The sequence below is a fragment of the Streptomyces sp. NPDC049627 genome (genome assembly GCF_044465645.1).
In the GTDB taxonomy this organism is placed as follows: Bacteria; Actinomycetota; Actinomycetes; order Streptomycetales; family Streptomycetaceae; genus Streptomyces.
In genome coordinates this window covers 738,804-764,498 of the sequence record NZ_JBITLW010000001.1, presented here as the reverse complement: position 1 = coordinate 764,498, position 25,695 = coordinate 738,804, and the positions used below count along the sequence as shown (strand labels likewise).

General features: G+C 71.3%; 24 protein-coding genes and 2 pseudogenes. 16 read left to right on the top strand and 10 right to left on the bottom strand.

What is annotated here, in order from left to right; translation table 11 throughout:
• Window positions 1-27 precede the first annotated feature (27 nt).
• Together ACIBU0_RS03365 and ACIBU0_RS03360 are read right to left on the bottom strand one after the other, a co-directional pair.
• The gene (locus ACIBU0_RS03365; protein ID WP_398810898.1) at window positions 28-825 is read right to left on the bottom strand and encodes an SDR family oxidoreductase; all 798 of its coding nucleotides are present in this window, start codon (window positions 823-825) and stop codon (window positions 28-30) included.
• 97 nt (window positions 826-922) lie between these two features.
• Window positions 923-1,357 carry an ATP-binding protein gene (locus ACIBU0_RS03360; RefSeq protein ID WP_398810895.1) on the bottom strand — a complete coding sequence of 145 codons (435 nt, stop codon included), beginning with the start codon at window positions 1,355-1,357 and terminating at the stop codon, window positions 923-925.
• 152 nt (window positions 1,358-1,509) lie between these two features.
• Here ACIBU0_RS03360 and ACIBU0_RS03355 point away from each other — a divergent pair, with 152 nt between their 5' ends.
• From ACIBU0_RS03355 to ACIBU0_RS03345, 3 genes are all read left to right on the top strand, one after another.
• Window positions 1,510-2,277, top strand: coding sequence for an IclR family transcriptional regulator (locus tag ACIBU0_RS03355; RefSeq protein ID WP_398810892.1), 768 nt, complete (start codon window positions 1,510-1,512; stop codon window positions 2,275-2,277).
• A gap of 41 nt (window positions 2,278-2,318) precedes the next feature.
• Window positions 2,319-3,833 carry a glycerol kinase GlpK gene (glpK, locus tag ACIBU0_RS03350; RefSeq protein ID WP_398810889.1) on the top strand — a complete coding sequence of 505 codons (1,515 nt, stop codon included), beginning with the start codon at window positions 2,319-2,321 and terminating at the stop codon, window positions 3,831-3,833.
• A gap of 326 nt (window positions 3,834-4,159) precedes the next feature.
• On the top strand, window positions 4,160-5,401 hold the full coding sequence (locus tag ACIBU0_RS03345; RefSeq protein WP_398810887.1) for a vanadium-dependent haloperoxidase: 1,242 nt from the start codon (window positions 4,160-4,162) through the stop codon (window positions 5,399-5,401).
• 23 nt (window positions 5,402-5,424) lie between these two features.
• Here the strand turns inward: ACIBU0_RS03345 and ACIBU0_RS03340 are convergent, their stop codons facing one another.
• Entirely contained in the window at window positions 5,425-6,402 is a 978-nt protein-coding gene (locus ACIBU0_RS03340; RefSeq protein WP_398810884.1) for an isopenicillin N synthase family dioxygenase, read from the bottom strand.
• Window positions 6,403-6,904: 502 nt separating this feature from the next.
• On the opposite strand from ACIBU0_RS03340, the gene ACIBU0_RS03335 reads away from it, so the two are divergent.
• Window positions 6,905-7,726 carry a DUF1684 domain-containing protein gene (locus tag ACIBU0_RS03335; protein ID WP_398810881.1) on the top strand — a complete coding sequence of 274 codons (822 nt, stop codon included), beginning with the start codon at window positions 6,905-6,907 and terminating at the stop codon, window positions 7,724-7,726.
• Window positions 7,727-7,759: 33 nt separating this feature from the next.
• Here the strand turns inward: ACIBU0_RS03335 and ACIBU0_RS03330 are convergent, their stop codons facing one another.
• The 5 genes from ACIBU0_RS03330 to ACIBU0_RS03310 all read right to left on the bottom strand — a co-directional run bounded on the left by ACIBU0_RS03330 (window position 7,760) and on the right by ACIBU0_RS03310 (window position 13,848).
• Window positions 7,760-8,671 (bottom strand): ABC transporter permease, encoded by a 912-nt coding sequence (locus ACIBU0_RS03330; RefSeq protein WP_398810878.1) that lies wholly within the window; start codon window positions 8,669-8,671, stop codon window positions 7,760-7,762.
• Window positions 8,658-9,473, bottom strand: a complete 816-nt coding sequence (locus ACIBU0_RS03325) for an ABC transporter ATP-binding protein (protein WP_398810875.1) — start codon at window positions 9,471-9,473, stop codon at window positions 8,658-8,660. Before ACIBU0_RS03325 ends, ACIBU0_RS03330 begins: the two co-directional genes overlap by 14 nt.
• Before the next feature lie 30 nt (window positions 9,474-9,503).
• Window positions 9,504-10,610, bottom strand: coding sequence for an ABC transporter substrate-binding protein (locus ACIBU0_RS03320; protein WP_398810872.1), 1,107 nt, complete (start codon window positions 10,608-10,610; stop codon window positions 9,504-9,506).
• Between the two features lie 271 nt (window positions 10,611-10,881).
• Window positions 10,882-12,843 carry an FAD/NAD(P)-binding protein gene (locus ACIBU0_RS03315; RefSeq protein ID WP_398810869.1) on the bottom strand — a complete coding sequence of 654 codons (1,962 nt, stop codon included), beginning with the start codon at window positions 12,841-12,843 and terminating at the stop codon, window positions 10,882-10,884.
• A gap of 3 nt (window positions 12,844-12,846) precedes the next feature.
• The gene (locus tag ACIBU0_RS03310) at window positions 12,847-13,848 is read right to left on the bottom strand and encodes an amino acid ABC transporter permease (RefSeq protein WP_398810866.1); all 1,002 of its coding nucleotides are present in this window, start codon (window positions 13,846-13,848) and stop codon (window positions 12,847-12,849) included.
• Between the two features lie 533 nt (window positions 13,849-14,381).
• Here ACIBU0_RS03310 and ACIBU0_RS03305 point away from each other — a divergent pair.
• The 8 genes and pseudogenes from ACIBU0_RS03305 (at window position 14,382) to ACIBU0_RS03270 (ending at window position 21,084) form a co-directional block, all read left to right on the top strand.
• On the top strand, window positions 14,382-15,533 hold the full coding sequence (locus ACIBU0_RS03305; protein WP_398810863.1) for an LLM class flavin-dependent oxidoreductase: 1,152 nt from the start codon (window positions 14,382-14,384) through the stop codon (window positions 15,531-15,533).
• Window positions 15,530-16,072 carry a GNAT family N-acetyltransferase gene (locus tag ACIBU0_RS03300; RefSeq protein WP_398810860.1) on the top strand — a complete coding sequence of 181 codons (543 nt, stop codon included), beginning with the start codon at window positions 15,530-15,532 and terminating at the stop codon, window positions 16,070-16,072. The genes ACIBU0_RS03305 and ACIBU0_RS03300 overlap by 4 nt, the downstream gene beginning before the upstream one ends.
• Window positions 16,069-17,028, top strand: a complete 960-nt coding sequence (locus tag ACIBU0_RS03295) for an ABC transporter substrate-binding protein (RefSeq protein ID WP_398810857.1) — start codon at window positions 16,069-16,071, stop codon at window positions 17,026-17,028. The genes ACIBU0_RS03300 and ACIBU0_RS03295 overlap by 4 nt, the downstream gene beginning before the upstream one ends.
• Before the next feature lie 19 nt (window positions 17,029-17,047).
• Window positions 17,048-17,358: pseudogene (locus tag ACIBU0_RS03290) on the top strand (hypothetical protein); the annotation flags it as partial.
• Window positions 17,359-17,382: 24 nt separating this feature from the next.
• A complete protein-coding gene (ssuE, locus tag ACIBU0_RS03285; RefSeq protein ID WP_398810855.1) occupies window positions 17,383-17,940 on the top strand; it encodes an NADPH-dependent FMN reductase in 558 nt (185 codons plus the stop codon).
• 53 nt (window positions 17,941-17,993) lie between these two features.
• Window positions 17,994-19,157, top strand: coding sequence for an LLM class flavin-dependent oxidoreductase (locus tag ACIBU0_RS03280; RefSeq protein ID WP_398810852.1), 1,164 nt, complete (start codon window positions 17,994-17,996; stop codon window positions 19,155-19,157).
• A gap of 137 nt (window positions 19,158-19,294) precedes the next feature.
• Window positions 19,295-20,575, top strand: coding sequence for an acyl-CoA dehydrogenase family protein (locus ACIBU0_RS03275; RefSeq protein ID WP_398810849.1), 1,281 nt, complete (start codon window positions 19,295-19,297; stop codon window positions 20,573-20,575).
• A gap of 50 nt (window positions 20,576-20,625) precedes the next feature.
• A complete protein-coding gene (locus ACIBU0_RS03270) occupies window positions 20,626-21,084 on the top strand; it encodes an Rrf2 family transcriptional regulator (RefSeq protein ID WP_093910565.1) in 459 nt (152 codons plus the stop codon).
• Window positions 21,085-21,111: 27 nt separating this feature from the next.
• On the opposite strand, the gene ACIBU0_RS03265 is transcribed toward ACIBU0_RS03270, so the two are convergent.
• Window positions 21,112-21,852 carry a class I SAM-dependent DNA methyltransferase gene (locus ACIBU0_RS03265; RefSeq protein WP_398810846.1) on the bottom strand — a complete coding sequence of 247 codons (741 nt, stop codon included), beginning with the start codon at window positions 21,850-21,852 and terminating at the stop codon, window positions 21,112-21,114.
• A 47-nt stretch (window positions 21,853-21,899) separates the two neighbouring features.
• Window positions 21,900-22,304, bottom strand: a pseudogene (locus ACIBU0_RS03260) (hypothetical protein); the annotation flags it as partial.
• 86 nt (window positions 22,305-22,390) lie between these two features.
• On the opposite strand from ACIBU0_RS03260, the gene ACIBU0_RS03255 reads away from it, so the two are divergent.
• From ACIBU0_RS03255 to ACIBU0_RS03240, 4 genes are all read left to right on the top strand, one after another.
• Window positions 22,391-22,489 (top strand): putative leader peptide, encoded by a 99-nt coding sequence (locus ACIBU0_RS03255; protein WP_398810843.1) that lies wholly within the window; start codon window positions 22,391-22,393, stop codon window positions 22,487-22,489.
• 72 nt (window positions 22,490-22,561) lie between these two features.
• Complete coding sequence (locus ACIBU0_RS03250) at window positions 22,562-23,452, top strand: glutathione S-transferase C-terminal domain-containing protein (protein WP_398810840.1); 891 nt, start codon at window positions 22,562-22,564, stop codon at window positions 23,450-23,452.
• A 436-nt stretch (window positions 23,453-23,888) separates the two neighbouring features.
• A complete protein-coding gene (locus ACIBU0_RS03245; protein WP_398810837.1) occupies window positions 23,889-24,872 on the top strand; it encodes an amino acid ABC transporter permease in 984 nt (327 codons plus the stop codon).
• Entirely contained in the window at window positions 24,869-25,654 is a 786-nt protein-coding gene (locus ACIBU0_RS03240) for an amino acid ABC transporter ATP-binding protein (RefSeq protein WP_398810835.1), read from the top strand. The genes ACIBU0_RS03245 and ACIBU0_RS03240 overlap by 4 nt, the downstream gene beginning before the upstream one ends.
• Window positions 25,655-25,695 lie beyond the last annotated feature (41 nt).

Below are 25,695 nucleotides of genomic sequence, written 5' to 3'. Positions count from 1 at the left end.
GGGCGAAAACCTGTGAGGACCCTTTTTTCACGTTGCGGCATCGCCCCGGTCCCGTCGACTCGACGCCGGACGAAGCGCTAACTTCCGCTGCGCGAGCCAGTCGGCGAACCTCTTCCCGGCCAGCTGTGCGTCCGGGCCCGGCAGGAGCGTGGTCTCCTGCAGTGCGGCGCCCCAGTACAGGGCTTCCGGGTCGGTGATCACCGTGCGGGGGTCGTTCTCGGCGGCGAGCGCCTCACGGATCAGATCGTCGAGCCGGAACGCCTCGGGGCCCGCGACCTCCACCACCCCGCCCACCCGGGCATCGACCGCGGTGCGTCCGACGGCCGCGGCCACGTCGTCCGAGGCGATGGGCTGGATCTTCGCGGGGGCCAGGCGCACGGTGCCGCCCTCGGTGGCTGAGTCGGCGATCCCCTTCACGAACTCGAAGAACTGCGTGGCGTGGACGATGGAGCAGGGGATGCCGGCCCCCTTGATCAGATCCTCCTGGACCTGCTTGGCGCGGAAGTACCCGCTCGCCTGGAGACGCTCGGTGCCGACCACGGACAGCGCCACATGGTGCGTCACACCCGCCTCGGCCTCCGCCTTCAGGAGGTTGGTGGTGGAGGTGCGGAAGAACTCCATCACGGCCTCGTCCTCGAACGAGGGGGAGTTGGACACGTCGACCACCACCGACGCATCCTTCAGGACCTCGGCCAGCCCCTCGCCGGTCAGCGTGTTGACGCCGGTGTCGGGTGCGGCCGCGACCGCCTCGTGCCCGTGCTCGCCGAGCCCGGCGACCACCTTCGAGCCGATGAGCCCGGTTCCACCGATCACTACGACCTTCATGGGGCGCTCCTCTCGCGATGTTCCTGGTGCCTGTACCAGAACAGACAAAGCAGGGCCTCCGCTCGTGACACACGCCGTACGGCGAACCTGATCGACGTCAGCCCCGACCGAACCGCATCTCCGCCCACCGGCTGGTCCCCCCGGAGTGGACATGAATGCCGCACCGGGACGCCAGCGTCGTGACGATGCCGAGGCCCCGCCCGTGCTCGTCCGGGTCGGGGGCGGACGCCGGCAGCCCCGTCGGGGTCGCAGGCCCCCTGTCGGTCACTTCGACGCGTACGGTCCTGCAGGTCTCCGCGCGGCTCCGCGAGAGGGTCAGAGTCGCCGGGGGCAGGGCGTGCACGATCGCGTTGGTGAGCAGCTCCGAGGCGACCAGCAGGACGTCTTCGGCGATGTCCGTGGCCAGGTGCCAGTCGGCGAGGACCGTACGGATGCGTCGGCGCAGGCCCGGGACGGCCCCCGGCGTGTGCGGCAGCGCAAAGACGTGTTCGACTTCCCCGCGAGGCGCGGCGTCGAGCTGCGCTGTTGTCATGTGTCCTCCTCCTCGGGGAAGCCTGCGGAACCCTGCACGTCGCAGACCGGCTGAAGGAACGCTAAAGACCGAAAAGTGAGCGGTCAACGAACTTGGGTCGGCATTACCGAACGACAGTCCCATGTCGGGAAAAGCCGGACTACCATCGCTTCATGGCCGGCCCAGTCCAGTCCATAGAGCGGGCGGCGGCGATCCTGCGCCTGCTCGCCAGTGGTTCCCGTCGGCTGGGGCTGGGAGAGGTGGCGTCGTCGCTGGGGCTCGCCAAGGGCACCGCCCACGGAATCCTGCGCACGCTGCAACACGTGGACTTCGTCGAGCAGGACCCGGCGACCGGGAAATACCAGCTCGGAGCGGCCCTGCTGCACCTCGGCACCAGTTATCTCGACGTCAACGAACTGCGGTCGCGCTCGATCAACTGGGCCGACGCCCTGGCCGCCCGCAGCGGGGAGGCCGTCCGCCTGGGCACCCCCCTGGAGGGCAGAGTGCTCGTCATCCACCACGTCTTCCGGCCGGACGACACCCTCCAGACCCTGGACGTCGGCGCACTGCTGCCGCTGCACGCCTCCTCGCTCGGCAAGGTCCTGCTGGCCTTCGGGGCCACGCCCGTCGACACCCTCCTGGAGGACCCGCCGGAGGCGTACACCCGGCACACCCTGGTCCACCCGGAGGAGCTCAACCGGGCGCTCGGCGAGATCCGGGAGCTGGGCTGGGGCGCCGAGGTGCAGGAGATGAGCATGGGCGAGGCCGGCATCGCCGCGCCGATCCGGGGACAGGGCGGTCTCGTGGTGGGCGCGATCGGTGTGTCCGGCGCCGTCGAGCGGATCTGCGACACCAAAGGCCGGCCTCAGCCGGCCCTGATCACCGTGCTACGGGAGGCGGCACGCGCGATCTCCAGAGACCTGGGCGCGGCCCGCTGGTAGCCACCGGCACCTCCGCGACACATGGGAAGGCAGGGTCGATCATGGTTGACCGGTATGTGATGTCCATCGATCAGGGCACCACGTCCACCCGATGCATCCTGTTCGACCACGGCGGACGGCTGGCGGCGGTCGCCCAGCGGGAGCACCAGCAGTACTTCCCCCGGCCCGGCTGGGTCGAGCACGACGCCGTGGAGATCTGGCGCAATCTCCAGCGGGTCGTCCCCGAGGCGCTCTCCAACGCGGGTATCGACGCCGGGCAGATCTCCGCCATCGGGATCGCCAACCAGCGCGAGACGTCGGTGCTCTGGGATCCGCGGACGGGCGTCCCCCTCGGCCGTGCGATCGTCTGGCAGGACACCCGCACCGCACCCCTCGTCGAGGAACTGAGGAGGGAACCGGGAGACGAGTTCTTCCTCGAGCACTGCTGCCTCCCTCCCTCGACCTACTTCTCGGCGCCCCGTCTGCGCTGGCTGTTCGACAACGTCGACGGGCTGGAGCGGCGCGCCCGGAACGGCGAGGTGCTCTTCGGCACGATGGAGAGCTGGCTGATCTGGAACCTCACCGGCGGCCCGGACGGCGGTCTGCACATCACCGACGCCACCAACGCCAGCCGCACCATGCTGATGGACATCCGCACGCTGACCTGGGACGAGGAGCTCATGGACTTCTTCGGGGTGCCGCCCGCGATGCTGCCGGAGATCCGCTCCTCCGCCGAGAGCTACGGCGAGGCCCGCGCGGTGCTCCCCGGCGTGCGCATCACGGCGGCCCTCGGCGATCAGCAGGCGGCCCTGTTCGGGCAGACCTGCTTCTCACCGGGCGAGGCGAAGTGCACCTACGGCACCGGCAGCTTCCTGGTCATGAACACCGGCACCGACCTCGTACGGTCCCAGCACGGGCTCCTCACCACGGTCGCGTACAAGATCGGGGACCAGCCCACCGTGTACGCGCTGGAAGGTCCGATCGCCGTCACCGGCTCACTGGTGCAGTGGTTCCGCGACCGGCTGGGCCTGATCCACAGCGCCCCCGAGATCGAGACGCTGGCGCGCACCGTCGAGGACAACGGCGGCTGCTACATCGTCCCCGCGTTCTCCGGACTGTTCGCACCGCACTGGCGCAGCGACGCGCGCGGCGTCATCGTCGGCCTGACGTCGTACATCACCAAGGGCCACCTGGCCCGCGCCGTCCTGGAGGCCACCGGCTGGCAGACCAGGGAGGTCGTCGACGCCATGAACGCCGACTCCGCGCTCGCCCTGAAGCAGCTCAAGGTGGACGGGGGCATGACGTCCGACCACCTCCTCATGCAGATCCTGGCCGACGTGCTCGACGTGCCCGTGGTACGGCCTCTCGTCCACGAGACGGTGTCGCTCGGCGCGGCCTACGCCGCCGGGCTCGCGGCCGGCTACTGGCCGGACCTGAAGGTCCTGCGCCGCAACTGGCACATGGCCGCGCAGTGGCTGCCGGACATGGACCCGGAACGACGGGAGTGGGAGTACGCCAGCTGGAAGCGGGCCGTCGAGCGGTCCCTGGGGTGGATCCAGCCGACGATGCGTTCGTGATGTGTAACGGGCACATGGCATGCCCGCGAAGGTGTCATTGCAGGATCGTTCGGGCGAACCCGTCGGTGTTGACCGCCTTTTGACCTGTCGTTAGGTTCGGCTCCATGCGGATCTTCGAACCCCTTCGCATACGGCGGGCCCTCGCTTCGATGCGTGTCGCCACCGCGGTGTGTAGCTGACCCGAACGGTTCACCGCCGAAGGCCAGGAGCCACGGAAGATCACGCCCGGACCACGCCGGCCACGCCGGCGACGCGGACCGTAGCGCCCCGCGCACCCGAGTACGCGGCCGCCGCGTCAGCCACCTCACCGAAACCGTAGGAGAACTGTGCGTTCTTCCAGAACCCGTCCCGCTCTCGTCGTCCTGGGCGCGGCGGCCCTGCTGGCCGCGTCCGTCGCGGTTCCGCAGGCTGCCGCGGCCGACCGCGCCTCCACGGCCCTCGCCTGGTACGACGCCACGGCCGACACCGTCGCGACGGCGGGGGCGTCCACCCAGATCACCAACAGCCGTACCTGGGCGATCAGTTGGCTCGCCGCGGCCCGGGCCGCCCGGACCGTGCCTGCGGGCGTCGAGCGCGGCCCGTACCAGGAGGCGGCCCTCGCCGGCGCCGTGCACCGGGCGTTGGTGACGCTGGCCCCGAGCCGCGCGGAACAGCTCGACGCGACGTTCAGGAGCACTCTCGACGCGATCCCCGACGGCCCGGCCGAGGACCGCGGCGTCGCGGCGGGGGAGCGGCAGGCCGACCTGGTCCTCAAGTCGAGGCAGGGCGACGGCCTGGACCCCGCCTCGGTCAACGCGCCGTACACCGCGAAGCCCGCGGCCCCCGGCGTGTGGCAGCCGACGCCACCCGCCTACGCCCCGGCGGCCCAGTACGGCAACCGGCTCGCCAGGCCGTTCCTGCTGAAGACGCCGAGCCAGTTCCGGCTGGGCCCGCCGCCCGCCCTGGACTCCCGGCGCTACGCCGCCGACCTCGCGGAGGTACGGGCGTACGGAGCCGTCGACAGCACGGCGCGCAGCGCCCGGCAGACCGAGACGGCCACCTTCTGGCTCGGCTCCTCCCTCACCCTCTACACCGAGCCGTTGCGCGTGGCGCTGTCCCGTACGGACCAGGGCATCGCCGGACAGACCCGGCTGGTCGCGCTCTTCCACCTGGCGCTGGTGGACACGCAGATCGCGACCTCCGACAGCAAGTACGCCCACGAGCGGTGGCGGCCCGTGACCGCGATCCGCACCGGCGGCATCGACCCCGTCCCGGACTGGACGCCGCTGCACACCACCCCGGCGCATCCGGACTACCCGAGCGGACACAACACCTACTCGGGTGCGGCGGAGACCGTCCTGTCCGCGCTGGCCGGGCCGCGCACCGCTCCCTTCGACCTGACCAGCCCCACCGCGCCCGGCGTGACCCGGACCTACACCACCTGGAAGCAGCTCTCGGACGAGAACGTCGACGCCCGGGTCTTCTCCGGCATCCACACCCGGTCGGCCGACGAGGCGGGCATCTCGCTCGGCAAGCACGTGGCCCGGTACGTCCTGCAGAACGCGGGACAGCTCCTCGCCGCCCGCTGACATTCCGGAGCACGCGTGTCCGGTCAGCCGATCGCCAGCTCGGGGTGGTGCTTCTTCACCACCTCGGGGTGGGCACGGACCCAGCCCTTGAGTTCGTTCCAGCCGAACTCCGCGTACAGCGGGTTGACCGGGTCGTCGGTGACGCCCGCGGCGGCGGACGCGCCGGGGAAGGGGAGCGGGGAGATGTGGGCGTCCAAGCGCGGGTTGTAGAAGAACGGCGCCGAATAGCGCTCGCGGGCTCCCGGCGGGGAGACCACGCGGTGGTTCGTGGCCTTGAGGTAGCCGTTCGTGGCCACCTCCAGCAGCTCGCCCAGGTTCACCACGAACGCGCCCGGCAGATGGGGCACGTCGATGAAGCCGCCCGCCGACTCCACCTGGAGGCCGGGCACCTCGTCCGTCAGGAGCAGGGTCAGGAAGCCGTAGTCCTTGTGCACGCCCACGCCCTGGTCGTCGCCCTGCGGGGCGCGTCCCGGGTAGCGGATCAGCTTCAGGTGGTTGCGCGGGTTGCCGGAGAAGGCGTCGTCGTAGAAGTCCTCCGGACCGCCGATCGCGTCGAGCAGCTCGTGCAGCAGGCGGTGCGCGACCGAGCTGAGCCGGGCCATCCAGTCCAGCGTCACCTCGCGGAGCGCGGGGAGCGCCGGCGGCCACTGGTTCGGTCCCTCCAGCCACCAGTAGGCGGGCTCGCCGGTCGCGGGCACGTGCGGCGGGAGCTCGTTGCTGATGTCGAGCTGGTCCCGCCAGTCACGGCGGCCCTGGGTGTGCTCGGTACCGATGCGCGTGTAGCCGCGGAAGTGGGGCGAGTTGAGGTTGTCGATCAGGTGCCGGTCGGGCTCGGGGAGGGCGAAGAACGCGCGTGCGGTGGCGAGGAGGCGGGCCTGCTCGGCAGGGGTGATGCCATGGCCGACCAGCTGGAAGAAGCCGACGTCGCGGGCGGCTCTGTGGAGCGCGTCGCGGTCGAGGGCGGACAGGTCGATCACCGGAAGAGAGGTGAGCTGAGACATGGATGGTGTCCCTTGTGAGTGACATGTGTGCGAGGAGAGAGCCGGGTCAGCGGCTCTCGGTGCGGCGGCGCGTGCTGGTGGCGCCGCACGGTTCAGGTGACGGCAGCGGGCGAACTCGGGCCCGCGGCGGGTCGTGGCCCGGTGGGGCCGGACAAGGGTGTTCCTTCGGAAGGAACACGACGAGACAGCCGGCCGCGCGGACCGGCCGGGATCAGACGTGCACGGAAGGACAGACCGCGGACGCGGTGCGGCAGTAGTCGACGTGCCGCCGGGTGATCAGCCGCGTACCCGTGCACGCACGGCGCGGCGCCGCACCAGGTACCTGCATCGAGGGCCTCCACCGTCCGGATCTTGAGGAAGTCAACGTACGTCGTGCGCCCGTGTGGGTGTCAAGCGCATCGATGCGGCTCCGGGACCGGGGGGACCGGGATGAACACCGAGGCTGTCGGTGTTGTCGAAGAGAGCAGGGGCAGGCCCCCAAGCCCCGTGACAGGGAGTACAGATGACCGTCCAGGACGTCGAACGGCAGGGCTTCGTCGAGGCGTGGGAGCAGTGGCACCGGCAGAAGGAGGAGGTCCTCGCCGGCCCGCACGGATTCCTCGCGATCACAGGTCTGCACTGGCTGAGCGCGGAGCCCGCCCGCTTCGAGGACGCGCCCGGGGCGTGGTCGACCGGCGCCGAAGGCGTGGTGGTCGAACTGGCCGACGGCGAGGAACTGACCCTCGACGGCACGGTGGTGCGCGGCCGGCACGGCTTCGGGATCATCGCCGAGCGGGACAGCCGCTACGTCACCGCCGGTGACGCCGTGATCGAGATAGCCAAGCGCGGCGGCCACGACATCCTGCGGCCCCGCCACCCGGACAACGAGCTGCGGACGTCCTTCACCCGCACCCCCGCCTACGCCCCGGACACACGCTGGGTGCGCCCGGGCCGTTTCCTGCCGTTCGAGGAGCCACGGGCGGTGACGGTCGGGGCCGCGGTGGAGGGGCTGGAGCACGTCTACGACTCCCCGGGGCAGGTCGAGTTCGAGCTGGGCGGTGCGGTGCACCGGCTCACCGCGTTCAACGGCAGCACCTCCGGCAGTCTGATGGTGCTGTTCACCGACGAGACGTCCGGCGTGACGACGTACGCGGCGAACCGTTCCCTGCAGATCGCCGCCCCGGACGCCGAGGGTCGGGTGACCCTCGACTTCAACCGTGCCGGGAACCTGCCCTGCGCCTACACGGACCTGGCGACCTGCCCGCTGCCGCCGGCCGGGAACCGGCTGCCCGTGGCGATCGAGGCGGGCGAGAAGATCCCCCTGCAGCGGGGCGGGCAACCCTGAGGCAGCCTGCGGCCCGCTCACATGTCCGTTCGTTCAGCGGGAGACCAGCAGCCCCCGCCCCCGCAGCACCCGCCGCTCCACCGGGCTGAAGATCAGCAGGTCGATGGCGATGCCGACGAGCAGGATCAGGAAGATGGCCAGGAACACCTGCGGCATGCTGCTGTTGTTGCGCCCGTTCTCCAGCAACTGGCCCAGTCCGACGCCGAGATCGGGCGAGGAGGCGATGATCTCCGCGGCCATCAGCGAGCGCCAGGAGAAGGCCCAGCCCTGCTTCAGGCCCGCCAGGTAGCCGGGGAGCGCCCCCGGCATCACGATGTGCCAGGCCTCACGCAGCCCGGTCGCGCCCAGGGTGCGCCCGGCGCGCAGGAACAGCGGCGGGATCTGGTCGATGCCCGCCACCAGGCCGTTGGCGATGGACGGAACCGCGCCGAGCAGGATCACGGCGTACATCATCGAGTCGTTCAGACCCAGCCAGATCACGGCGGGCGGCACCCAGGCCACCGACGGCAGCGACTGCAGACCGGACAGGATCGGTCCGATGGCCGCCCGGACGAACCCCACCCGGGCCACCAGAAGGCCGAGCGGCGTACCGATGGCGAGCGCCATCAGGAAGCCGAGCAGACCGCGCGAGACGGAGGTCCAGATGTAGTCGAGGAGCGTGCCCTGCAGCCAGGCCTCGCGCACCTCGCCCCACACGTCGGCCGGCGAGGCCAGCTTGTACGCGGGCGCGACCTCGGCCCACACCAGCAGCTGCCAGACCACCAGCACCAGTACTACGGCGGTGACGGGCGGCAGCACCTTGCGGACCAGGGTCTCGCGCAGCGGCGTACGGCCGACCTGCACCGAGTCCAGCGCGTCGAGCCCGGCCTCCAGCCCCGCCAGATCCTCGGCGCTGTCCTTCCTGACGTCGACCTTCACGTCGGCGTCCTTGTCAGTGCTGGCCATGGCGGCGGATCTCCCCACGCAGTTCTTCGGTGATCTCGACGGACAGTTCGGCGACCGCGGTGTCCTCGATGCGGCGCGGCTGCGGAATGCCGATCGTCCACTGGCGGGCGATGCGGCCCGGGCGCGAGGACAGCAGCACCACGCGCTGCGCCAGCTTTACCGCCTCCCGCACGTTGTGCGTCACGAACAGCACCGACACGCCCGTCTCCTGCCAGATCCGGGTCAGCTCGTCGTGCAGCACGTCCCGGGTGATCGCGTCCAGCGCGGCGAACGGCTCGTCCATCAGCAGCAGCCGGCTGTCCTGGGCCAGCGCCCGGGCGAGGGCGACGCGCTGGCGCATACCGCCCGACAGCTCGTGCACCCGCTTGCCGTACGCGCCCTGCAGCCGGACGAGGTCCAGCAGCCGCTGCGCTTCCCGGCGGCGCTCGGACTTGGGAACTCCCCTGAGTTTCAGGGCGAGTTCGACGTTCTTGCCCGCGGTCAGCCACGGGAACAGCGCGTGCTCCTGGAACATCAGGGCGGGCCGGCCGTCCGTGCCGATGGAGCCGGCGGACGGCCGGTCGAGGCCCGCGACCAGGTTGAGCAGCGTGGACTTGCCGCAGCCGGAGGCCCCCAGGAGGGTGACGAACTCGCCGGGTGCGACATCGAGCGTGATGTCGTCCAGCACGAGCTGCTGCCCGCCGGGCGTGCCCGCTGCCGGGAAGGACTTCGAGACGTGCTCGATCCGGGCGGCGTACGGCACCGCCGGGGCGTCCTCCGCGACCTTGGCGGTCGTGGCCGTCGTCGTGGCCATGGTCGTCATCTCCTGGGGACTCGTCGGGTGCGGTGCTCGTTACTCGGCGCCGAGACCGGCGTCGTCGACCTCGTCCTCGCCCTCGGCCTTGAGGACCTTGTTCAGCGGGGCGAGGTCGTAGATGCCCTTCAGGTCGGGGTTCTCCAGCAGACCTGCCTTGACCGCGTGCTTCGCCTCGGTGTCGAGGGTGGCTGCCAGCGGGTCGTTCAGGAAGGTGACCGACTTCCAGGCCGGGTCGATGACCTCGGCGGGCAGGGCCTTGCCCGACAGTTCCTTCAGCGCCTCGTTGGCCGCGGCCTTGGCCTTGTCGGGGTTGGCGTTGATCCACTTGTTGGTCTTCACCGAGGCCCGCAGCACGGCCTCGACGACGTCCGGGTGGTCCTTCAGGAAGCTCTGCGACACGATGACGTTCGTGATCACGAACTTCTTGTCCGGCCACAGGTCGCTCTCGTCGAGGAGTACCTTGCCGCCCTCGGCGACCAGCTTGGACGCGGTCGGCTCCGGCACCCAGGCGCCGTCGATCGAGCCGGACTTGTAGGCGTCCGGGGTGATCTTGTTGTCGGTGCGGACCACGGAGACATCGCCCTTGCCGCTCTCCGCGTCGACCTTCCAGCCCTGCTCGGAGATCCAGTTGAGCAGCGCGACGTCCTGGGTGTTGCCGAGCTGCGGCGTGGCGATCTTCTTGCCCTTGACGTCCTTCAGGGACTTGATCTTCTCCGGGTTCACGACGAGCTTCACGCCGCCCGAGGCCGAGCCGGAGATGATGCGCAGGTTCTTCCCGGCCGCCTTGGTGTAGCCGTTGATGGCGGGGGAGGGGCCGATCCAGCCGATGTCGATGGAGCCCGAGTTCAGAGCCTCGATCTCCGAGGGGCCGGCGTTGAAGGTCGACGGCTTGATCTCGGTGCCGCCGAGCTCCTTCTGGAACAGGCCCTCCTGGATGCCCACCAGAGCGGTGGCGTGCGTGAGGTTGGGGAAGTAGCCGATCTTCACCTCGTCGGCGGAGAGCTTCTTGGCGCCCGCCGCGACCTCCGTCTGCTTGCCGTCGTCGGTGGACTCGGCGCCGTAGCCGCAGGCGGTCAGCAGCAGGGGGAGCGCCGCGATGACGGCGAAGGTGCGCAGGGTGGTGAGCGGTCTTGCGGCAGACACAGAGGTGTCCTCTCAGGGGAAGGGTGTTCAGGGAGTTACGGCACGTCAGGCGTACGGCCAGAGGTGCGGAGTGCGCGGGGAGTCTCAGCGGAGCCGACAGATGGCGCTGGACGTACGGCCGAAGTCGATGTGGCGACGCGACGTGAGGAGGGGCAGCAGAAGGTGCGCGCGGCTGTGCATGCGCATGACGACCCCACCCCACAGATCCCTAGTTTTCCTACCTGGTTGATGGGGATCGTGGCAGAAGCTCGCGTCCACCCCAAGGGGTTGTTCATATATTGGACGTCGACATCTCTTCCCTTGAGATGTCCGAGGTCAGGGTATGCAGCAGCGCCCGGGCCACCGCGTCGTTCTGGCGGAACGCGGGGGCGTCGGTGCGCGGGCGGGCGAAGGCGGCCACGGCCCGGCTGTTGGTGGGGGCGCCGAGGGCGATGCGGCGGGGGTGCGGCCCGCCGAGGGACGGGTCGACGACGTGGCCGTCCGCGGGGGAGACGGCGAGCAGGCCGGAGCGGTGGGTGTGGGTGGGGTCGGCGAGGATCTCCTCGGTGAGGGCGCCGGCTCCGTGCAGGTCGCGCAGGAGCGGGTCCTCGGTGCGGGCGAGGGAAGGGCGGGGAAGATACGCCTCGATCAGTGCCGTGGCGTGGACGGTGTGACCGGGGACGGTGACACTGTCCGCGGTGAAGGTACCGGTCGTCCCGTCGGTGCCGACGCGCATGCCGGCGCCCACGAACCGGACGACCCCGGACCGGGAGAGCGCGAGGAGCTGGCGCAGGCGGAAGCCGGGCGGCCCGGAGGCCAGGAAGCTGAAGAAGCCGTGCCACCAGCCGTCGAGCTGCTCGGCGACGGACCGTGCGGTCAGCCGTCCCCCGGCGACCAGGCGCGGCAGATGGCCGTAGACGGAGAGCAGCGCCAGGAACGCCCCGAGGTCGGCGCTGAACTCCGCGTCCTCGCGGCGGGCCACGTCCTGGGCGATGTGGTCGCGCAGATGGAGCTGGAACGCCTCCGGCGTCGGGAACGCGAGGCCGTCCAAGGGGTGGTCCAGCGCCTCGAAGTCCAGCCGGTCCGCCGGGTCGGGCACGGCGGCGGCGACGAGGGCGGTCATCTCGTCGCCGTACCAGTCCAGGCGGTCGTAGGCGGCGAGGAACTCGGGCCAGGGGAGCGCGGTGCGCTCGGGGTGGGCGTGGAAGAGCTCGTGGTAGTGGCCGAAGCCGATCTCCTTGGCCATCAGCGGCCACCCATCGCGCCGCAGGTCCAGCGGGCGGCCCTCGGCGAGCAGCGCGTCGACCGCCTCGGGCCCGAAGTGGCGCGGCAGCGGGGGCCTGGGGCCCTGGAGGCGGTAGCGGGTCTTGGAGTGGTACGGCACTCCCCGCCGCGATCCGACGTGGAGGACGGGCTCGCGGCCGGACGGCAGGTAGGTGAGGGTGCCGTCGGCCTCCGTGCGGAAGGCGCCGCCCCGGCCCTCGGTGAGCAGGGCCACCAGGTCGACGAAGGCCAGCCCGAAGCCGCGCAGGAGGACGTGCTCGCCGGGGCGCAGCGCGGACAGGTCGGCGTCGGCGGAGAACTCCGGCGGCAGATGGAAGCGGCCGTGACGGCGCGCGAAGTCGGCGTGGTCCCGGTGCTCGGCGCCGGGGAGGGAACCGAGGTGGCCCTGGGCGAGGACCACCAGGTCGGCGGTGAGCGGCGTGGCGCGGTCGGCCAGATGCACCCGCTGGGGGCCGTCCGCGGGCCCGGTGACGGCGGTCGCGGTGGTGCGCTGCCACTCGACGGTGACCGAGGGCGGCAGCTCGGCCAGCGCCTTGCGGAACACCCAGTCCAGATAGGCGCTCTGGGCGCGGCGGGTCGGGAAGTCGGCCCCGTCGAGCGAGCGCAGTTCGGCGAGCACCTCGGGGTCGGCGGGCTCGGCGTAGGGAGCGTGGCGCGGGCCCCGGCCGGAGAACTGGGCCGCCCACTCGGCCAGTGAGGGGCCGGGGCGGACCGGGCCGTCGATGGTGGACGACTCGTCGGTGAACATGGTGACGTCCTCGGCCATGGAGTTCATCCGCAGCAGCGCGGACTGCTCGTGCCGCCAGACGCGACCCGGACCGGGCGGATGCGGATCGACCACATGGATGCGCAACGGCCGTGAACCGTCCCACAGTTCGGACGCGTTGGCGGCGATGCGCTCCAGCAGGCCCGTGGCCCGCGGTCCCGCGCCGACGACGACCAGGACGGCCGGGGAGGAGGCGGTGCTCACCGGTCACCGCCGATCACCGGGCGGGCGTCGGCGGCCGTCGCCGCGCTCAGCCGGGTGGCGTACGGCGGTCAGGCGGCCGCGCAGCCGTTGCAGCGGAGTGGGCGGCAGAACGCGGGAGTTGCCGCGCGCGTAGTACCGCTCGACGTAGAACTGACCCGCGCTGAGCACCGTCGTGACCGCGATGTACCACAGGGTGGCGACCATCAGCAGCGGGATGACCTGGTAGGTCTGGTTGTAGATCAGCTGCACCGAGTACAGCAGGTCGTGCACGGCCAGCACGCTGACGATGCTGGTGCCCTTCAGCGTGCCGATCAGCATGTTCCCGGCGGTCGGCACGATGGAGCGCATCGCCTGGGGGACGACGATCCGGCGCAGCGTGCGGAGTCTGCTCAGCCCCAGCGCCTGGGCGGCCTCGGTCTGCCCGGGGTCCACGGAGAGGATGCCGCCGCGCACCACCTCGGCGGCGTAGGCGGTCTCGTGCAGGGTCAGACCGATGACGGCGGTGAGGGTGGGGCCGAGCAGATTGACCGTCTTGACGGTGATGAACTGCGGGCCGAACGGGATGCCGAGGCCCAGTGTGGGATACAGGGCGCCGATGTTGAACCAGAACAGCAGCTGCACCAGCAGCGGCGTGGACCGGAAGACCCACACATAGCCCCAGCTCAGCGTGCGCAGCACCGGGTTGGCGGAGAGCCGCATCACAGCGAGCACCGTGCCCAGCAGGAAGCCCAGCACCATCACCACGGCCGTCAGCCACAGGGAGAGCAGCAGCCCGTCGAGCACGGCGGTGGTGGTGAAGTACCGGCCCACCACGCTCCATTGGAAGGCGTCGTTGCGGACGACGGAGTTGACCACCATCGCGAAGAGCAGCAGCGCGACGGCGGCGGTCAGCCACCGGCCCGGGTGCCGGCGCGGCACGATCCGTGGCAGGTCCGCGCCGGTGGCGTCGGGCGGCTCCGGAGTCTTCGTGGCAGGGGTGGACGTGACATTGGACGGCGTGACCATGGGGAGGCTCTCCGGGGGAGGGAATCGCAGGCGTGGGTGAACCAGGTGTCGTCACGCTCGCCGCGTCCCTCAACACGGCCGGGGAGGCTGCCGCGCAGGGCGGAGCCGATCCGACGTCGATCGTATGTGCCCACGGCATCGATGTGTCAACAGCGCGTCGGCAGGCGCCCGTCCAGGCGGTCCGGCATCCGGGCGCTGCTTGACGGGAAGGACGATGTACTGCTCAATTAGTCGCATGAATGCCCAGCAGCGCTTGGTCTCGCGCGATCACATCGACTTCGGTCGGGTGTGGTCGGCCGCGTGTTGCGCCTGACTCGGCAGCGGGCCGTCTGACCGGCCCTTCCCTCCCTCGGTGACCCCGTCGCGGGCCGAGCTCCCCCTTCACGCGCGCTGCCGCTGCACCGCCTGCTCCGACGCCCGGCGTCGTCACGCTCGTCCTCACTCGTCCTTCTGACGAGCCATCACCCATGCTTCGGCGCCAGGCCCTTCAGCCATGCCCGCCTGCCGCCGTGATCTGCTGAAAGGCCAGGCCCATGCCCGTGGAGTTCCTCGGCATCGCCGCCACCGACGACGGTTCCGAAACCACGCCGCGCTCCGGCGCCGCGTTCGACAAGGAGTACACGCTCCGGCTCGCCCGGGCGCACGAGGACCACGGCTGGGACCGGGTGCTGTTCGCCTACGGCTCCGGGGCGCCGGACCCCGCACCGGCCGCCGCGTACATCGCGAGCAGGCTGGAGCGCCTCCAGATCCTCCTCGCCCACCGGCCCAACGTGTCCTACCCCACCTTCGCCGCCAAGACCTTCGCCACCCTCGACCGGATCAGCGACGGCCGGCTGACCGTGCACTTCATCACCGGCGGCAACGACCACGAACAGGGCCGCGAGGGCGACACCCTCACCAAGGACGAGCGCTACGCCCGCACCCGCGAGTACATCCGGATCGTCAAGAAGATCTGGACCACCCACGAGCCCTTCGACCACGAGGGCGAGCACTACCGGTTCCACGACTTCGTCAGCGATGTCTTCCCCGTCCAACAGCCGCACCCGGGCGTTTCGTTCGGCGGTTCGTCCCCCGCCGCGTACGCCGCCGGAGGCGCCGAGGCCGACATCTACTGCCTGTGGGGCGAGCCCCTCGCGAAGACGGCGGAACAGATCGAGAACGTCAAGGCCGCCGCCAGGGCCGCGGGCCGCACCGACGTACCCCGCCTCCAGGTCGCCTTCCGCCCGATCATCGCCCCGACCGAGGAACTGGCCTGGGAGAAGGCCCACCGCACGGTCGGCGCGATCAAGACCCGCAAGGAGCGCGGCGAGGCGATCACCAGGCGCCACAACGGGCACGCCCAGCCGCAGGCTGCAACACCTCAAAACGTCGGCTCGCAGCGGCTGCTCGCCATCGCCGAGGCGGGAGAGCGCTACGACCGCGCCCTGTGGACCCCGACCGCCGCCGCGACCGGTGGCGCGGGCAACTCCAACGCCCTGGTCGGCACCCCGGAGACGGTCGCCGAGGCGCTGCTCGACTACTACGACCTCGGCGTCGACATCCTCTCCGCACGCGGCTACGACCTGCTCGACGACGCCATCGACTTCGGCCGGTACGTGATCCCCGTCGTCCGTGAGGAGGTCGCCAAGCGTGACGCCGCACGCGCGGCCCGCGGCACGCAGACCCTGGCGGCGGTGAACGGATGACCTCCGCCCCCGAACTGACGGTGATTCAGGTACCCGTGTCCGATCCGCGGGTGAGACCCCTGCTGAGCGAACTGGGCCACGAGTACTCGACGCGGTACGGCAAGGACGCGCACGCCGAGCTCTCCCGCTACCCCGACGAGGAGTTCACCGAACCGCACGGCGGCCTGCTCCTCCTGCTGCTGGAACGCGGTGAGCCCGTGGCCGGCGGCGCCTTCCGCCGGTACGACGCGACCACCGCCGAGCTGATGGGGGTCCCCCCGGACGAAGTCTGGGGGAGGATCTGGACGCACTCCGCCCACCGCCGGCGCGGCCTCGCGCGGCGCGTCCTCGCGGAGCTGGAGCGCGAGGCCGGAACACGCGGCTACCGGCGCGTCCACCTCACCACCGGCCCACGCCAGCCCGAGGCCCGCGGCCTGTACCTGGCCACCGGCTACACGCCGCTGTTCGACACGGCGGCCGACCCGGAAACCATCGGCCCGCTGCCCTTCGAGAAGCACCTGACCGCCCAAGCACCCACGGGAGAGGCCGCCGAGCTGTGAACGTCCCCGGCATCAGACCACGCCTGCGCATCGCCGCCGTCCTCATGTCGCTGCCCCTGCTCGCGCTCACGGCGTGCGGCGGCGACACCTCCGGCACCGCGCCGGCGGGCGCCCCGGCATCCCCCGCGCCGACCGACGACCCGGTGGCCGCCGTACGCAAGGTGGACTCCGCAGCCGCCCTGCTGCCCGCCGACGTACGCAAGGCGGGCACGCTGCGGGTCGGCAGCTCGATCGGGTTCCCGCCCGGGGCGTACTACCCCAACGGCACCGACAAGGCACCCGCGGGGCAGGACATCGACCTCGCCGACGCGGTGGCCAAGGTGCTCGGCGTCGGGCTGGAGCGACAGGACGCCTCCTTCGAGACGATCCTGCCCGCCCTCGGCAGCGGCAAGTACGACGTCGGCACCGGCAACTTCGGTGTCACCACCGAGCGGCTCAGGACCGTCGACTTCGTCACCTACATCAACGACGGCCAGGGTTTCGCGGTGAAGAAGGGCAACACCGCGCTCAAGTCGAAGATCACCGACCTCACCCGGCTGTGCGGGCTCACCATCGGCACCGGCGCCGGCACCACCTTCGAGGCGACCCTCACCGCCCAGAAGGGCGTGTGCGCCGAGGCGGGCAAGAAGCCGTACGACGTCAAGGTCTACTCCGAGAACGCGGCGACGCTCACCGCGCTCCAGCAGGGCCGTATCGACGTGATCATGTCGACGATCAACGGCCTGCGCTACCAGGCGGCCCAGCCCGCGTCGCAGACCACGTTCCTCGGCGAGTTCCACCGCCTCGACGTCGGCTTCGCCTTCAAGAAGGGCTCCCCGCTCACCAAGGCCTTCCAGGCCGCCGTCAACGAGCTCATCAAGGACGGCACCTACGCCCGGATCCTGAAGAAGTGGGGCACCTCCGCCTCCGCGATCGAGACGTCCCGGATCAACCCGCCCGAGCACGAGCATGAGTGACGCCATGGCCGACGTCCGCGGCGGCGGGAAGTCCACGCTGCTGCGGACCGTCAACCACCTGGAGAAGGTCGACCGCGGCTGGGTCGGCATCGACGGTGAGCTCATCGGTTACCGCCGCTCGGGCGGAAGGCTGCACGAGTTGAGGCGGAGGAGACGGCCCGCCGCCTCCTGGACCGGGTCGGCCTCGCGGAGAGGGCCGACGCCTGCCCAACCGAAGGTGCTGCTCTTCGACGAGACGGCGGCGTCGTCGTGGAGCAGGGGCCGCCCGCGGCCGTCCTGGACAACCCGCGGCAGGAGCGAACCCGCGCCTTCCTCTCCAAGGTCCTCTGACCGACCCTCCTGAAAGGTCCCCGCATGGCCACCATCCTGTCCGTCTCCGGCAGCCCTTCCGCCACGTCCCGTACCGCACGGCTGCTGCGCCATCTGGACGCGCGGCTCACCACGCAGGGGCACGAGGTGACCCCGCTGGACGTCCGTACCCTGCCCGCCGAGGCGTTGCTGGGAGCCGACTTCCGGCACCCGGCGATCATCGAGGCCACCGCCCTGTTCGAGCGCGCCGACGGAGTCGTGATCGGCACTCCCGTCTACAAGGCCGCATACTCCGGGCTGCTGAAGTCGCTGCTCGACCTGCTCCCGCAGTACGCCCTCGCGGGCAAGACCGTTCTGCCGCTGGCCACCGGGGGCACCACCGCACACGTCCTGGCCATCGACTACGCCCTGCGTCCCGTACTGAACTCCATGGGCCCCGCCCACATCACGCCGGGCTGGTTCACCCTCGACAAGGAGATCACCGTGGGCGACGACGGCACCCTGGCCGTCGCGCCCGGCGCCGCCGGGGCACTGGCCCAGGTCACCGACCAGTTCTCGCTGGCGCTCGGCGGCCGCCCTGCCCTGCTGGCGGCCACCGGCTGAGCGCCGCGACCGCGCCCGACCGCCACCGGAAGACCCCGATCGGAGCCCCTCCCATGCCCCTCACCTTCCACTGGTTCCTGCCCACCAACGGCGACAGCCGTCACGTCGTCGGCGGTGGCCACGGTTCCCCCGCCACGGCGTCCGGCCGTGACCGGCCGCCGACGGTCGCCTACCTCAGTCAGATCGCCCGCGCCGCCGAGGATCTGGGCTTCGTCGGCGCGCTCACGCCCACCGGTGCCTGGTGCGAGGACGCGTGGCTCACCACGGCGATGGTCAGCCAGAACACCGAGCGGCTGAAGTTCCTGGTCGCCTTCCGCCCGGGCTTCGTCTCGCCGACGCTCGCCGCCCAGATGGCGTCCACCTTCCAGCGGCAGACCGGCGGACGGCTGCTGCTCAACGTCGTCACGGGCGGGGAGAGCCACGAGCAGCGCGCCTACGGCGACTTCCTCGACAAGGACGACCGTTACCGCCGTACCGGTGAATTCCTCCAGATCGTACGGGGGTTGTGGGAGGGCCGGACCGTGGACCTGGTCGGCGAGCACCTCCAGGTCGAGGACGCGAAGCTGGCGAGGGTGCCCGACCCGGTCCCCGAGGTGTACTTCGGCGGCTCCTCGCCCATCGCCGGAGAGGTCGCCGCCCGGCACGTCGACGTCTATCTCACCTGGGGCGAGCCGCCGTCAGCCGTCGCCGAGAAGGTCGCCCGGATCCGGGCGCTGGCCGAGAAGGAGGGCCGCAGCGTCCGCTTCGGGATCCGCCTGCACGTCATCACGCGGGACACCGCCGAACAGGCGTGGGCCGAGGCCCGGCGCCTGCTGGACGGCTTCGACGCGGAGACGGTACGGGCCGTACAGGCCGGCCTGGCCCGCAGCGAGTCGGAGGGCCAGCAGCGCATGCTCGCGCTGCACGGCGGCCGCGCCGACGACCTGGAGATCCACCCGAACCTGTGGGCGGGCATCGGGCTGGTGCGGGGCGGGGCGGGCACGGCGCTGGTCGGCAGTCACGACGAGGTCGCCGAGCGGATCGCCGAGTACCACCGGCTGGGCATCGACGAGTTCGTGCTCTCCGGCTATCCGCACCTGGAGGAGGCGTACTGGTTCGGTGAGGGCGTTCTGCCGCGGCTGGAGGCGCGCGGGCTGTGGAACCACCCGTTCCGCAGTGCCGCGGTCGCACCGTCCGCGGGCCGGATCCCCTTCGTGGAGGCCGGAAGCCGAGGGTGACGTCCCGTCCGCGTCACCCTCGTGAACTCGTCACCCGGGGGCGGTAATCGGCCACCCGCTCACATATTCCCTAGAATTCCTATCGAATTACTAGGGAAGTGTTGACCCTCGTCCGTGGAGCGAGTGAGGATGACGCCATGACGATCGCCCCTCCGGCCCCGCCCGCCCCCTTCGGCGACCCCGAGCGGGGAGCAGGAGTGACGTCCTCGGACGCGCCGACCGCACAGGGAGCCGGGCGGGACGACTGGCCGCACATCGCCCGGGAACTGGCCGACGACCTCGCCACGGACGCGGTCGAGCGCGAGCAGGCCGGCAAACCCCCGCTCGACGAGGTCGCGCGGCTGCGCGAGTCGGGGCTCCTGACGCTGCTCGTTCCGGCCGAACACGGCGGAGGGGGCGCGGACTGGCCCACCGCCTACGCGGTCGTACGGACTCTCGCCGCGGCCGACGGGCCCGTCGGACACCTGCTGGGCAGCCACTACTTCCTGTCCTCCTGCCCCCGGTTCTTCGCCGCCCCCGACCGGGCCGCCCGCATCGAGCGGGCGTTCGCTTCGGGGCAGTGGTACTGGGGCGGCGGCATCGCCTCGCAGGAACCGCCGCTCATGCTGACCCCGACGGGCGACGGCTATCTGCTGGACGGCCACCAGCGGTACGGCTCGGGAGTCGGGATCGCCGACCGGTTGGTGGTGCGTGCCGCCGTGCCCGGCACCGGCGAGCCCCTCGCCGTCCTCGTCGACACCGCCCACCCCGGGCTCGTGAGCGGCAGCGGTGGGGAAACGTTCGGGCAACGGCTGGCGGCAGGTGGCGGCGTGGGGTTCGACTCCGTGCCGGTCGCGGCCGAGGACGTACTCGGCTCCCTCTGCGCGGACGAGGGCGTCCTGTCGCCCTTCGCCGGCCTCGCCGCGCCGACCGCCCGCCTGGTCTCCGCCCAGTTCTGTCTCGGCGTCGCCGAGGGCCTGCTCGGTGAGGTCCGCGAGCACGGCAGGGCGGCGCAGTCCGCCTGGCAGCCGTTCTCCCCCCAGCCGTGGCCGGGCAGCCCGCCGCAGGACCCGTACGTGCTCACCGCGTACGGCGAACTCGCCGTCGCCGCCCGTGCCGCCTCCGCCCTCGCCGACCAGGCGGTTGAGGCCCTGATGCGCGGTCTCGCCCGGGGCGAGGGCCTCGACGACGAGGAGTGCGCGGAGATCGCCGTCCTCGCGAGCGCCGCAGAGGCGGCCGCCTCCCGCGCCGCGCAGGAGATCACCACCGGCGCCCTGGACGCCGTCGGTGTCCCCGCCGCCTTCGCGCGACACGGCCTGGACCGCTTCTGGCGCGACACCCGCACCCACACCCTGCGCGAGCCGGTCGCCCACCGGCTGCGCGAGGTCGGGGACTACTTCCTCAACGGCGCCCATCCTCCGTTCAGCCTTCCCGCCTGACCGGAGGGGTGCGGGCGGGCCGGCACCCGGCAGTGATGGATAATCTCGGCATGCGGATCTCGGCGAGAGCGGACTATGCGGTGCGGGCGGCGTTGGAGCTGGCCGCGGCAGGGGACGACACGTCGCTCAAGGCCGAGGCGATCGCCGAGGCGCAGGGCATCCCGCACAAGTTCCTGGAGGGCATCCTGGGCGACCTGCGCCGAGGTGGCCTCGTCGTCAGCCAGCGGGGCGGCAAGGGCGGCTACCGGCTCGCCCGCCCGGCCGACTCGATCCCCATCGCGGACGTGATCCGCGTGGCGGACGGCCCTCTCGTCTCGGTCCGCGGCGTCCGCCCGCCCGACCTCTCCTACGTCGGCCCCGCCGAGTCCCTGCTGCCGCTGTGGATCGCCGTACGCGCCAACGTCCGCAAGATCCTCGGTGAGGTCACCCTGGCCCACGTCGCCGCGGCCAAGCTTCCCGACGACGTGCTGAGCCTGGCGGACGACCCCGAGGCGTGGACGAATCCCTGACGGCGGCACCGACACCCTGAACCGGGGTCAGCCGGCCGGCTTCTCCCACACCGACACGTGCTTGCCGCTCTCGCCGGTGAACGGCTCGCCCGTCCAGTCCTGCCACCGGTCGCGCAGCCGCAGTCCGGCCAGCCGGGCCATCAGGTCCAGCTCGGCCGGCCAGACGTACCGGAACGGGATGGACCAGTGCTCGGCGCGGCCGTCGGTGACGGTGACGTAGTTCGAGCTCATCGCCTGGGTGGCCACGTCGTAGGTGTCGAACGCCCAGCGTGACTCACTGATGTGGAACGGTACGGCGGTCTGCCCGGCGGGCAGCTTCCGCAACTCGGGCACCATGACCTCGACGACGAAGCGGCCTCCCGGTGCCAGGTGTGCGGCGACATTGCGGAAGCAGTCCACCTGGGCGTCCTGCGTCGTCAGATTCATGATCGTGTTGAACACCAGGTACGCGACGGAGAAGCTCTTCCCCACGCGTGCCGTCGCGAAGTCCCCGATCGTCACGCCGATGGCATCGCCACCGGGCTTGGCGCGCAGCCGGTCCACCATGGCGCGGGACATGTCGATGCCGTGCACCGCAACCCCGCGGGCGGCCAGCGGCAGCGCGATGCGGCCGGTGCCGATGCCGAGTTCGAGTGCCGGGCCGTCGCCGGCGAGTCCGGCCAGGACGCCCACCGCCGGGTCCACCACGTCGGGGCGGAACATGTCCGCCGTCGACTCGTCGTAGCCGGCCGCGATGCTCTCTCCGAAGTAACCGTCGTCGTCGATCACTCCGGGACCGTACTGCCCTCCGCCCCCTCAAGGCAGCCGGATTTCCGGTCCAGCGGGGCGGGCGGCTCCTCGCCGGCCCGGATGCCGAGCAGTGCGGCGGCGATCGTGCCGGCCACGAGGAGACAGGCGTTGGCGCCGGCGTGCCGGGTGGTCGCGGAGAGGCCGTGCACGCCGGCGGGGTCGTCGAAGGCGTTGCGGTCGTCTGCGTCGGCACAGGGCAGGTGCAGAGGGGAGCCCGAGCCGCCCGCGTCGCCGAACGGCCTGGCCATGAAGGTGGCGAGATGGCCTTCCTTGCAGGCCGGCTCCTTCACCGCGGCCTTGAAACGGAAGGAGCGGTCGGCCGCGTCCAGCGCGTCGGAGTAGGTCAGGTCGATCTCGTACTGCCCGCCGTCGAACTCGTGGATGCCCGTGATGACGCCGATGTTCAGGTCGCGCATACGGAGAGCCGTTTGCCGTTCGCTTCCCGGACGCCCTCTTGACGTGGGGCGCGGACGGGTCGACACTCCCATCAGATTTCCTAGTGAACTGGTAGGGAAGCATGGGGCACCCAGAGTCGGTCACCGGCCGAGTGAGCCGTTCGCCCCTTCTCACGTCCCGCCGTCACATCGATCTGCTCCGCGTCTGCAGCGCCATCTGACCCCCAGGGCCTGTCCGAGCCCGCGTCCGCTTCCGCCACGCGTACGTCCACACGCCTGCCCAGGGGAGAGTCATGTCCGTCACACCGCTGGCCGCCCACTCGTCCGCGCAGACCGCTCCGGCCTTCCGGGGCCGGATCGGCCGGGACGCACGCAGCGGCCACTACGCCGTGCCGCGCCGCTACCGTCTCCACCTGTCCACCGCCTGCCCGGACGGCCTGCGCATCGCCGTCGCCCACAGCCTGCTGGACCTCGACGACGTCTGTCCGGCGACCCTTCTGCCCGCCGTCCCCGACTGCCCCGACGGCGGACACGCCGTCCTGCGTCCGCTGTACGACGCCAGCGCCCACCACTACGCCGGACCGGCCCTCGCGCCGGTCCTCAGCGACGACTGGTCCGGGCGCATCGTGAGCACCCACGCACCCGACATCGTCCGTGACCTCGCCCGGCGCTTCGGCGACGGCCGGCCGGCGCTGTACCCGTGCGGCGCGGAGTCGGAGATCGAGGCCGTCGAGCGGATGTGCGCCCAGGACATCGAGGAGGCCGCGCAGAGCGCGGGGGCCGACGGTATCGAGCGGGCGGAACGGCACGCGGCGCTCGAGACGCTGCTGCGGTCGCTGGGTGCGCTGGACCGGTGGCTGGACGGGCGCGCGTACATGATCCGCGACCGGATCACCGCCGCGGACGTCGAGTTGTGGGTCACGCTGGTCCAACTCGACACCGTGCACCGGCACCACCTGGACGCCGCCGCGGTGCAGCACATCGCCGCCCACCCCGCCCTGTGGGCCTACGCCCGCCGGCTCGCCGCGCATCCGGCCTTCGGGGCGCACCTCGACCTGGACGCCATCGCCCGCCGCCACCACGCCCGTTGCCGGGGGCTGGAGGCCGCCGGATCCGCCGTCCAGATCCTGGACTGGGCCGCCCACGCGGCGGGCGGAGACGGGACGCGACCGCAGGTCGACTGACCTGGGACCGTTCCATCCAGCGGACCGGCGTTCACATTCCCGCGGTCAACTGCCTTAACTGACGGCTCAATCAGCGCGTGGCCTTGAAGGCCGTAGCAGTGAGGGTGTCGACATGTACGCAGCCACCAGGCCGGCCGCACGCCGGTCCCCGGGCTGCGTACCGTCGTACGCGAACCTCCTGGTCGCCAACCGGGCAGTCGATCTGCTCCGCGTGAACAGCGCACTGTGTACCGCACCGGGCCGTGCCCGCGACCGGGGCTGACGCCTCTTCCCAGCCCCGGCGTTCCTGACGAACACCGCACGAGCGGTGTGCCGTTGCCCGCCGCCCCTCCCCGGTACCCGTGCGTTCCCGCGTGCCGCGCAGCGCCGTAGAAAGGCCTGCGCAGCCGCACGTCCGCCGTGGTTCCGGGGTGTCCGACTCCCGCCGGAGCCCTCCATGAGTGAACCCTCAGGCGCAGCCGTGTCCCTCGCCGGGGCACCGCCGCCCACCGACACCCCACCGAAGCAACTCGCCGCCCAGCGAGTTCTGCCGCTGCGGCGGCCCGGCCGATGGATCGCCACCGCGGTCGTCGTGGTCCTGGCCGCCCAGTTCGTCCACGGCCTGGTGACCAACCCCTTCTACCAGTGGGACCGCTTCGGCTACTGGTTCCTGCGGCCCACGATCCTCGACGGGCTCCTCATCACCCTCGAAGTCACCGCCTACAGCGCGGTGCTGGGCCTCCTCGGCGGCATCCTGCTGGCGCTGGCCCGGCTCTCGCGGAGCCCGGTGCTGCGCGCCGCCGGCTGGACCTACGTCTGGGCGCTGCGCTCCGTACCGCTCATCGTGGTCCTGCTGTTCCTGTACAACCTCAGCGCCCTGTACAAGACGCTGAGCCTCGGTGTCCCCTTCGGCCCGGCCTTCTTCACCTTCGACGAGTCCGAGCTCGCCACCGACATGGTCATCGCGGTCATCGGCCTCAGCCTCCACGAGGCCGCCTACGCCGCCGAGGTCGTCCGCGGCGGCATCCTCTCCGTCGACCAGGGCCATCACGAGGCGGCCTCCGCGCTCGGACTGCCGAAGGGCTACCAGTTCAGGAAGATCGTCTTCCCGCAGGCCCTGCGCTCCATCACCCCGAACTACGTCAACCAGCTCATCGGCCTGATCAAGAGCACCTCCCTGGTCTTCTACGTCTCCCTGCTCGACCTGTTCGGCACCGCCCAGTCCATGGGCTCCACCTACCCCGGCGACATCGTGCCGCTGCTGCTCGTCGTCACCGTCTGGTACCTGATCCTGACCAGCGTCGTGTCCGTCGTCCAGTTCTACGTCGAGCGGTACTACGCCCGCGGCGCCACGCGCACCCTGCCGCCGACCCCGCTGCAGAGACTGCGGACCTCTCTCACCGACTTCAGGGCCCGCATCCGCAGGGAGGCCGCCGTATGACCGCCGAAAAACTCCAGAACGCCGCCGCCACCGTCGAGGTGCACGACGTGCACAAGTGGTACGGCGCCCACCGGGTCCTCAACGGGGTCGACCTGACCGTGCGGCCCGGCGAGGTCACCGTGATCCTCGGCCCGTCCGGCTCCGGCAAGTCCACCCTGCTCAGGGTCATCAACCACCTGGAGAAGCCCGAGATCGGCCATGTCAGCCTGAACGGCGAGCTGATCGGCGTCCGCCGGCAGGGCGCCCGGCTCAAGCAACTGAGCGAGCGAGCCATCCTGGCGCAGCGCAGCCGGATCGGCTTCGTCTTCCAGAACTTCAACCTCTTCCCGCACCTGACGGTCCTGGACAACGTGGCCGCCGCCCCGGTGGCGACCGGCAAGCTCGGCAAGCCCGAGGCCCTGGAACTCGCCCGCGGCCTCCTCGGCCGCGTCGGCCTGGCCGACAAGGCGGGCGCCTACCCACGGCAGTTGTCGGGCGGCCAGCAGCAGCGCGTCGCCATCGCCCGTGCCCTCGCCCTGCGACCCGGCGTCATCCTCTTCGACGAACCCACCTCCGCCCTCGACCCCGAGCTCGTGGGTGAAGTCCTCTCCGTCATCAAGGACCTGGCGACCAGCGGCACCACCCTCGTCATCGTCACCCACGAGATCGGCTTCGCCCGCGAGGTCGCCGACCGGGTCGTCTTCATCGACGGCGGCCGGATCGTCGAGCAGGGCCCGCCCTCCGAAGTCCTCGACAGGCCCCGGCACGAACGGACCAGGGACTTCCTCAGCAAGGTCCTCTGAAACTCCCCTTTCCGATGCCCCACATTTTCTGAACGACAAGG

Coding starts and splice junctions, on each gene's coding strand:
- ACIBU0_RS03365 (WP_398810898.1), bottom strand. CDS start 825: ATGAAGGTCGTAGTGATCGGTGGAACCGGGCTCATCGGCTCGAAGGTG.
- ACIBU0_RS03360 (WP_398810895.1), bottom strand. CDS start 1,357: ATGACAACAGCGCAGCTCGACGCCGCGCCTCGCGGGGAAGTCGAACAC.
- ACIBU0_RS03355 (WP_398810892.1), top strand. CDS start 1,510: ATGGCCGGCCCAGTCCAGTCCATAGAGCGGGCGGCGGCGATCCTGCGC.
- glpK (WP_398810889.1), top strand. CDS start 2,319: ATGGTTGACCGGTATGTGATGTCCATCGATCAGGGCACCACGTCCACC.
- ACIBU0_RS03340 (WP_398810884.1), bottom strand. CDS start 6,402: ATGTCTCAGCTCACCTCTCTTCCGGTGATCGACCTGTCCGCCCTCGAC.
- ACIBU0_RS03335 (WP_398810881.1), top strand. CDS start 6,905: ATGACCGTCCAGGACGTCGAACGGCAGGGCTTCGTCGAGGCGTGGGAG.
- ACIBU0_RS03330 (WP_398810878.1), bottom strand. CDS start 8,671: ATGGCCAGCACTGACAAGGACGCCGACGTGAAGGTCGACGTCAGGAAG.
- ACIBU0_RS03325 (WP_398810875.1), bottom strand. CDS start 9,473: ATGACGACCATGGCCACGACGACGGCCACGACCGCCAAGGTCGCGGAG.
- ACIBU0_RS03310 (WP_398810866.1), bottom strand. CDS start 13,848: ATGGTCACGCCGTCCAATGTCACGTCCACCCCTGCCACGAAGACTCCG.
- ACIBU0_RS03305 (WP_398810863.1), top strand. CDS start 14,382: ATGCCCGTGGAGTTCCTCGGCATCGCCGCCACCGACGACGGTTCCGAA.
- ACIBU0_RS03300 (WP_398810860.1), top strand. CDS start 15,530: ATGACCTCCGCCCCCGAACTGACGGTGATTCAGGTACCCGTGTCCGAT.
- ssuE (WP_398810855.1), top strand. CDS start 17,383: ATGGCCACCATCCTGTCCGTCTCCGGCAGCCCTTCCGCCACGTCCCGT.
- ACIBU0_RS03280 (WP_398810852.1), top strand. CDS start 17,994: ATGCCCCTCACCTTCCACTGGTTCCTGCCCACCAACGGCGACAGCCGT.
- ACIBU0_RS03275 (WP_398810849.1), top strand. CDS start 19,295: ATGACGATCGCCCCTCCGGCCCCGCCCGCCCCCTTCGGCGACCCCGAG.
- ACIBU0_RS03270 (WP_093910565.1), top strand. CDS start 20,626: ATGCGGATCTCGGCGAGAGCGGACTATGCGGTGCGGGCGGCGTTGGAG.
- ACIBU0_RS03255 (WP_398810843.1), top strand. CDS start 22,391: ATGGGGCACCCAGAGTCGGTCACCGGCCGAGTGAGCCGTTCGCCCCTT.
- ACIBU0_RS03250 (WP_398810840.1), top strand. CDS start 22,562: ATGTCCGTCACACCGCTGGCCGCCCACTCGTCCGCGCAGACCGCTCCG.
- ACIBU0_RS03245 (WP_398810837.1), top strand. CDS start 23,889: ATGAGTGAACCCTCAGGCGCAGCCGTGTCCCTCGCCGGGGCACCGCCG.
- ACIBU0_RS03240 (WP_398810835.1), top strand. CDS start 24,869: ATGACCGCCGAAAAACTCCAGAACGCCGCCGCCACCGTCGAGGTGCAC.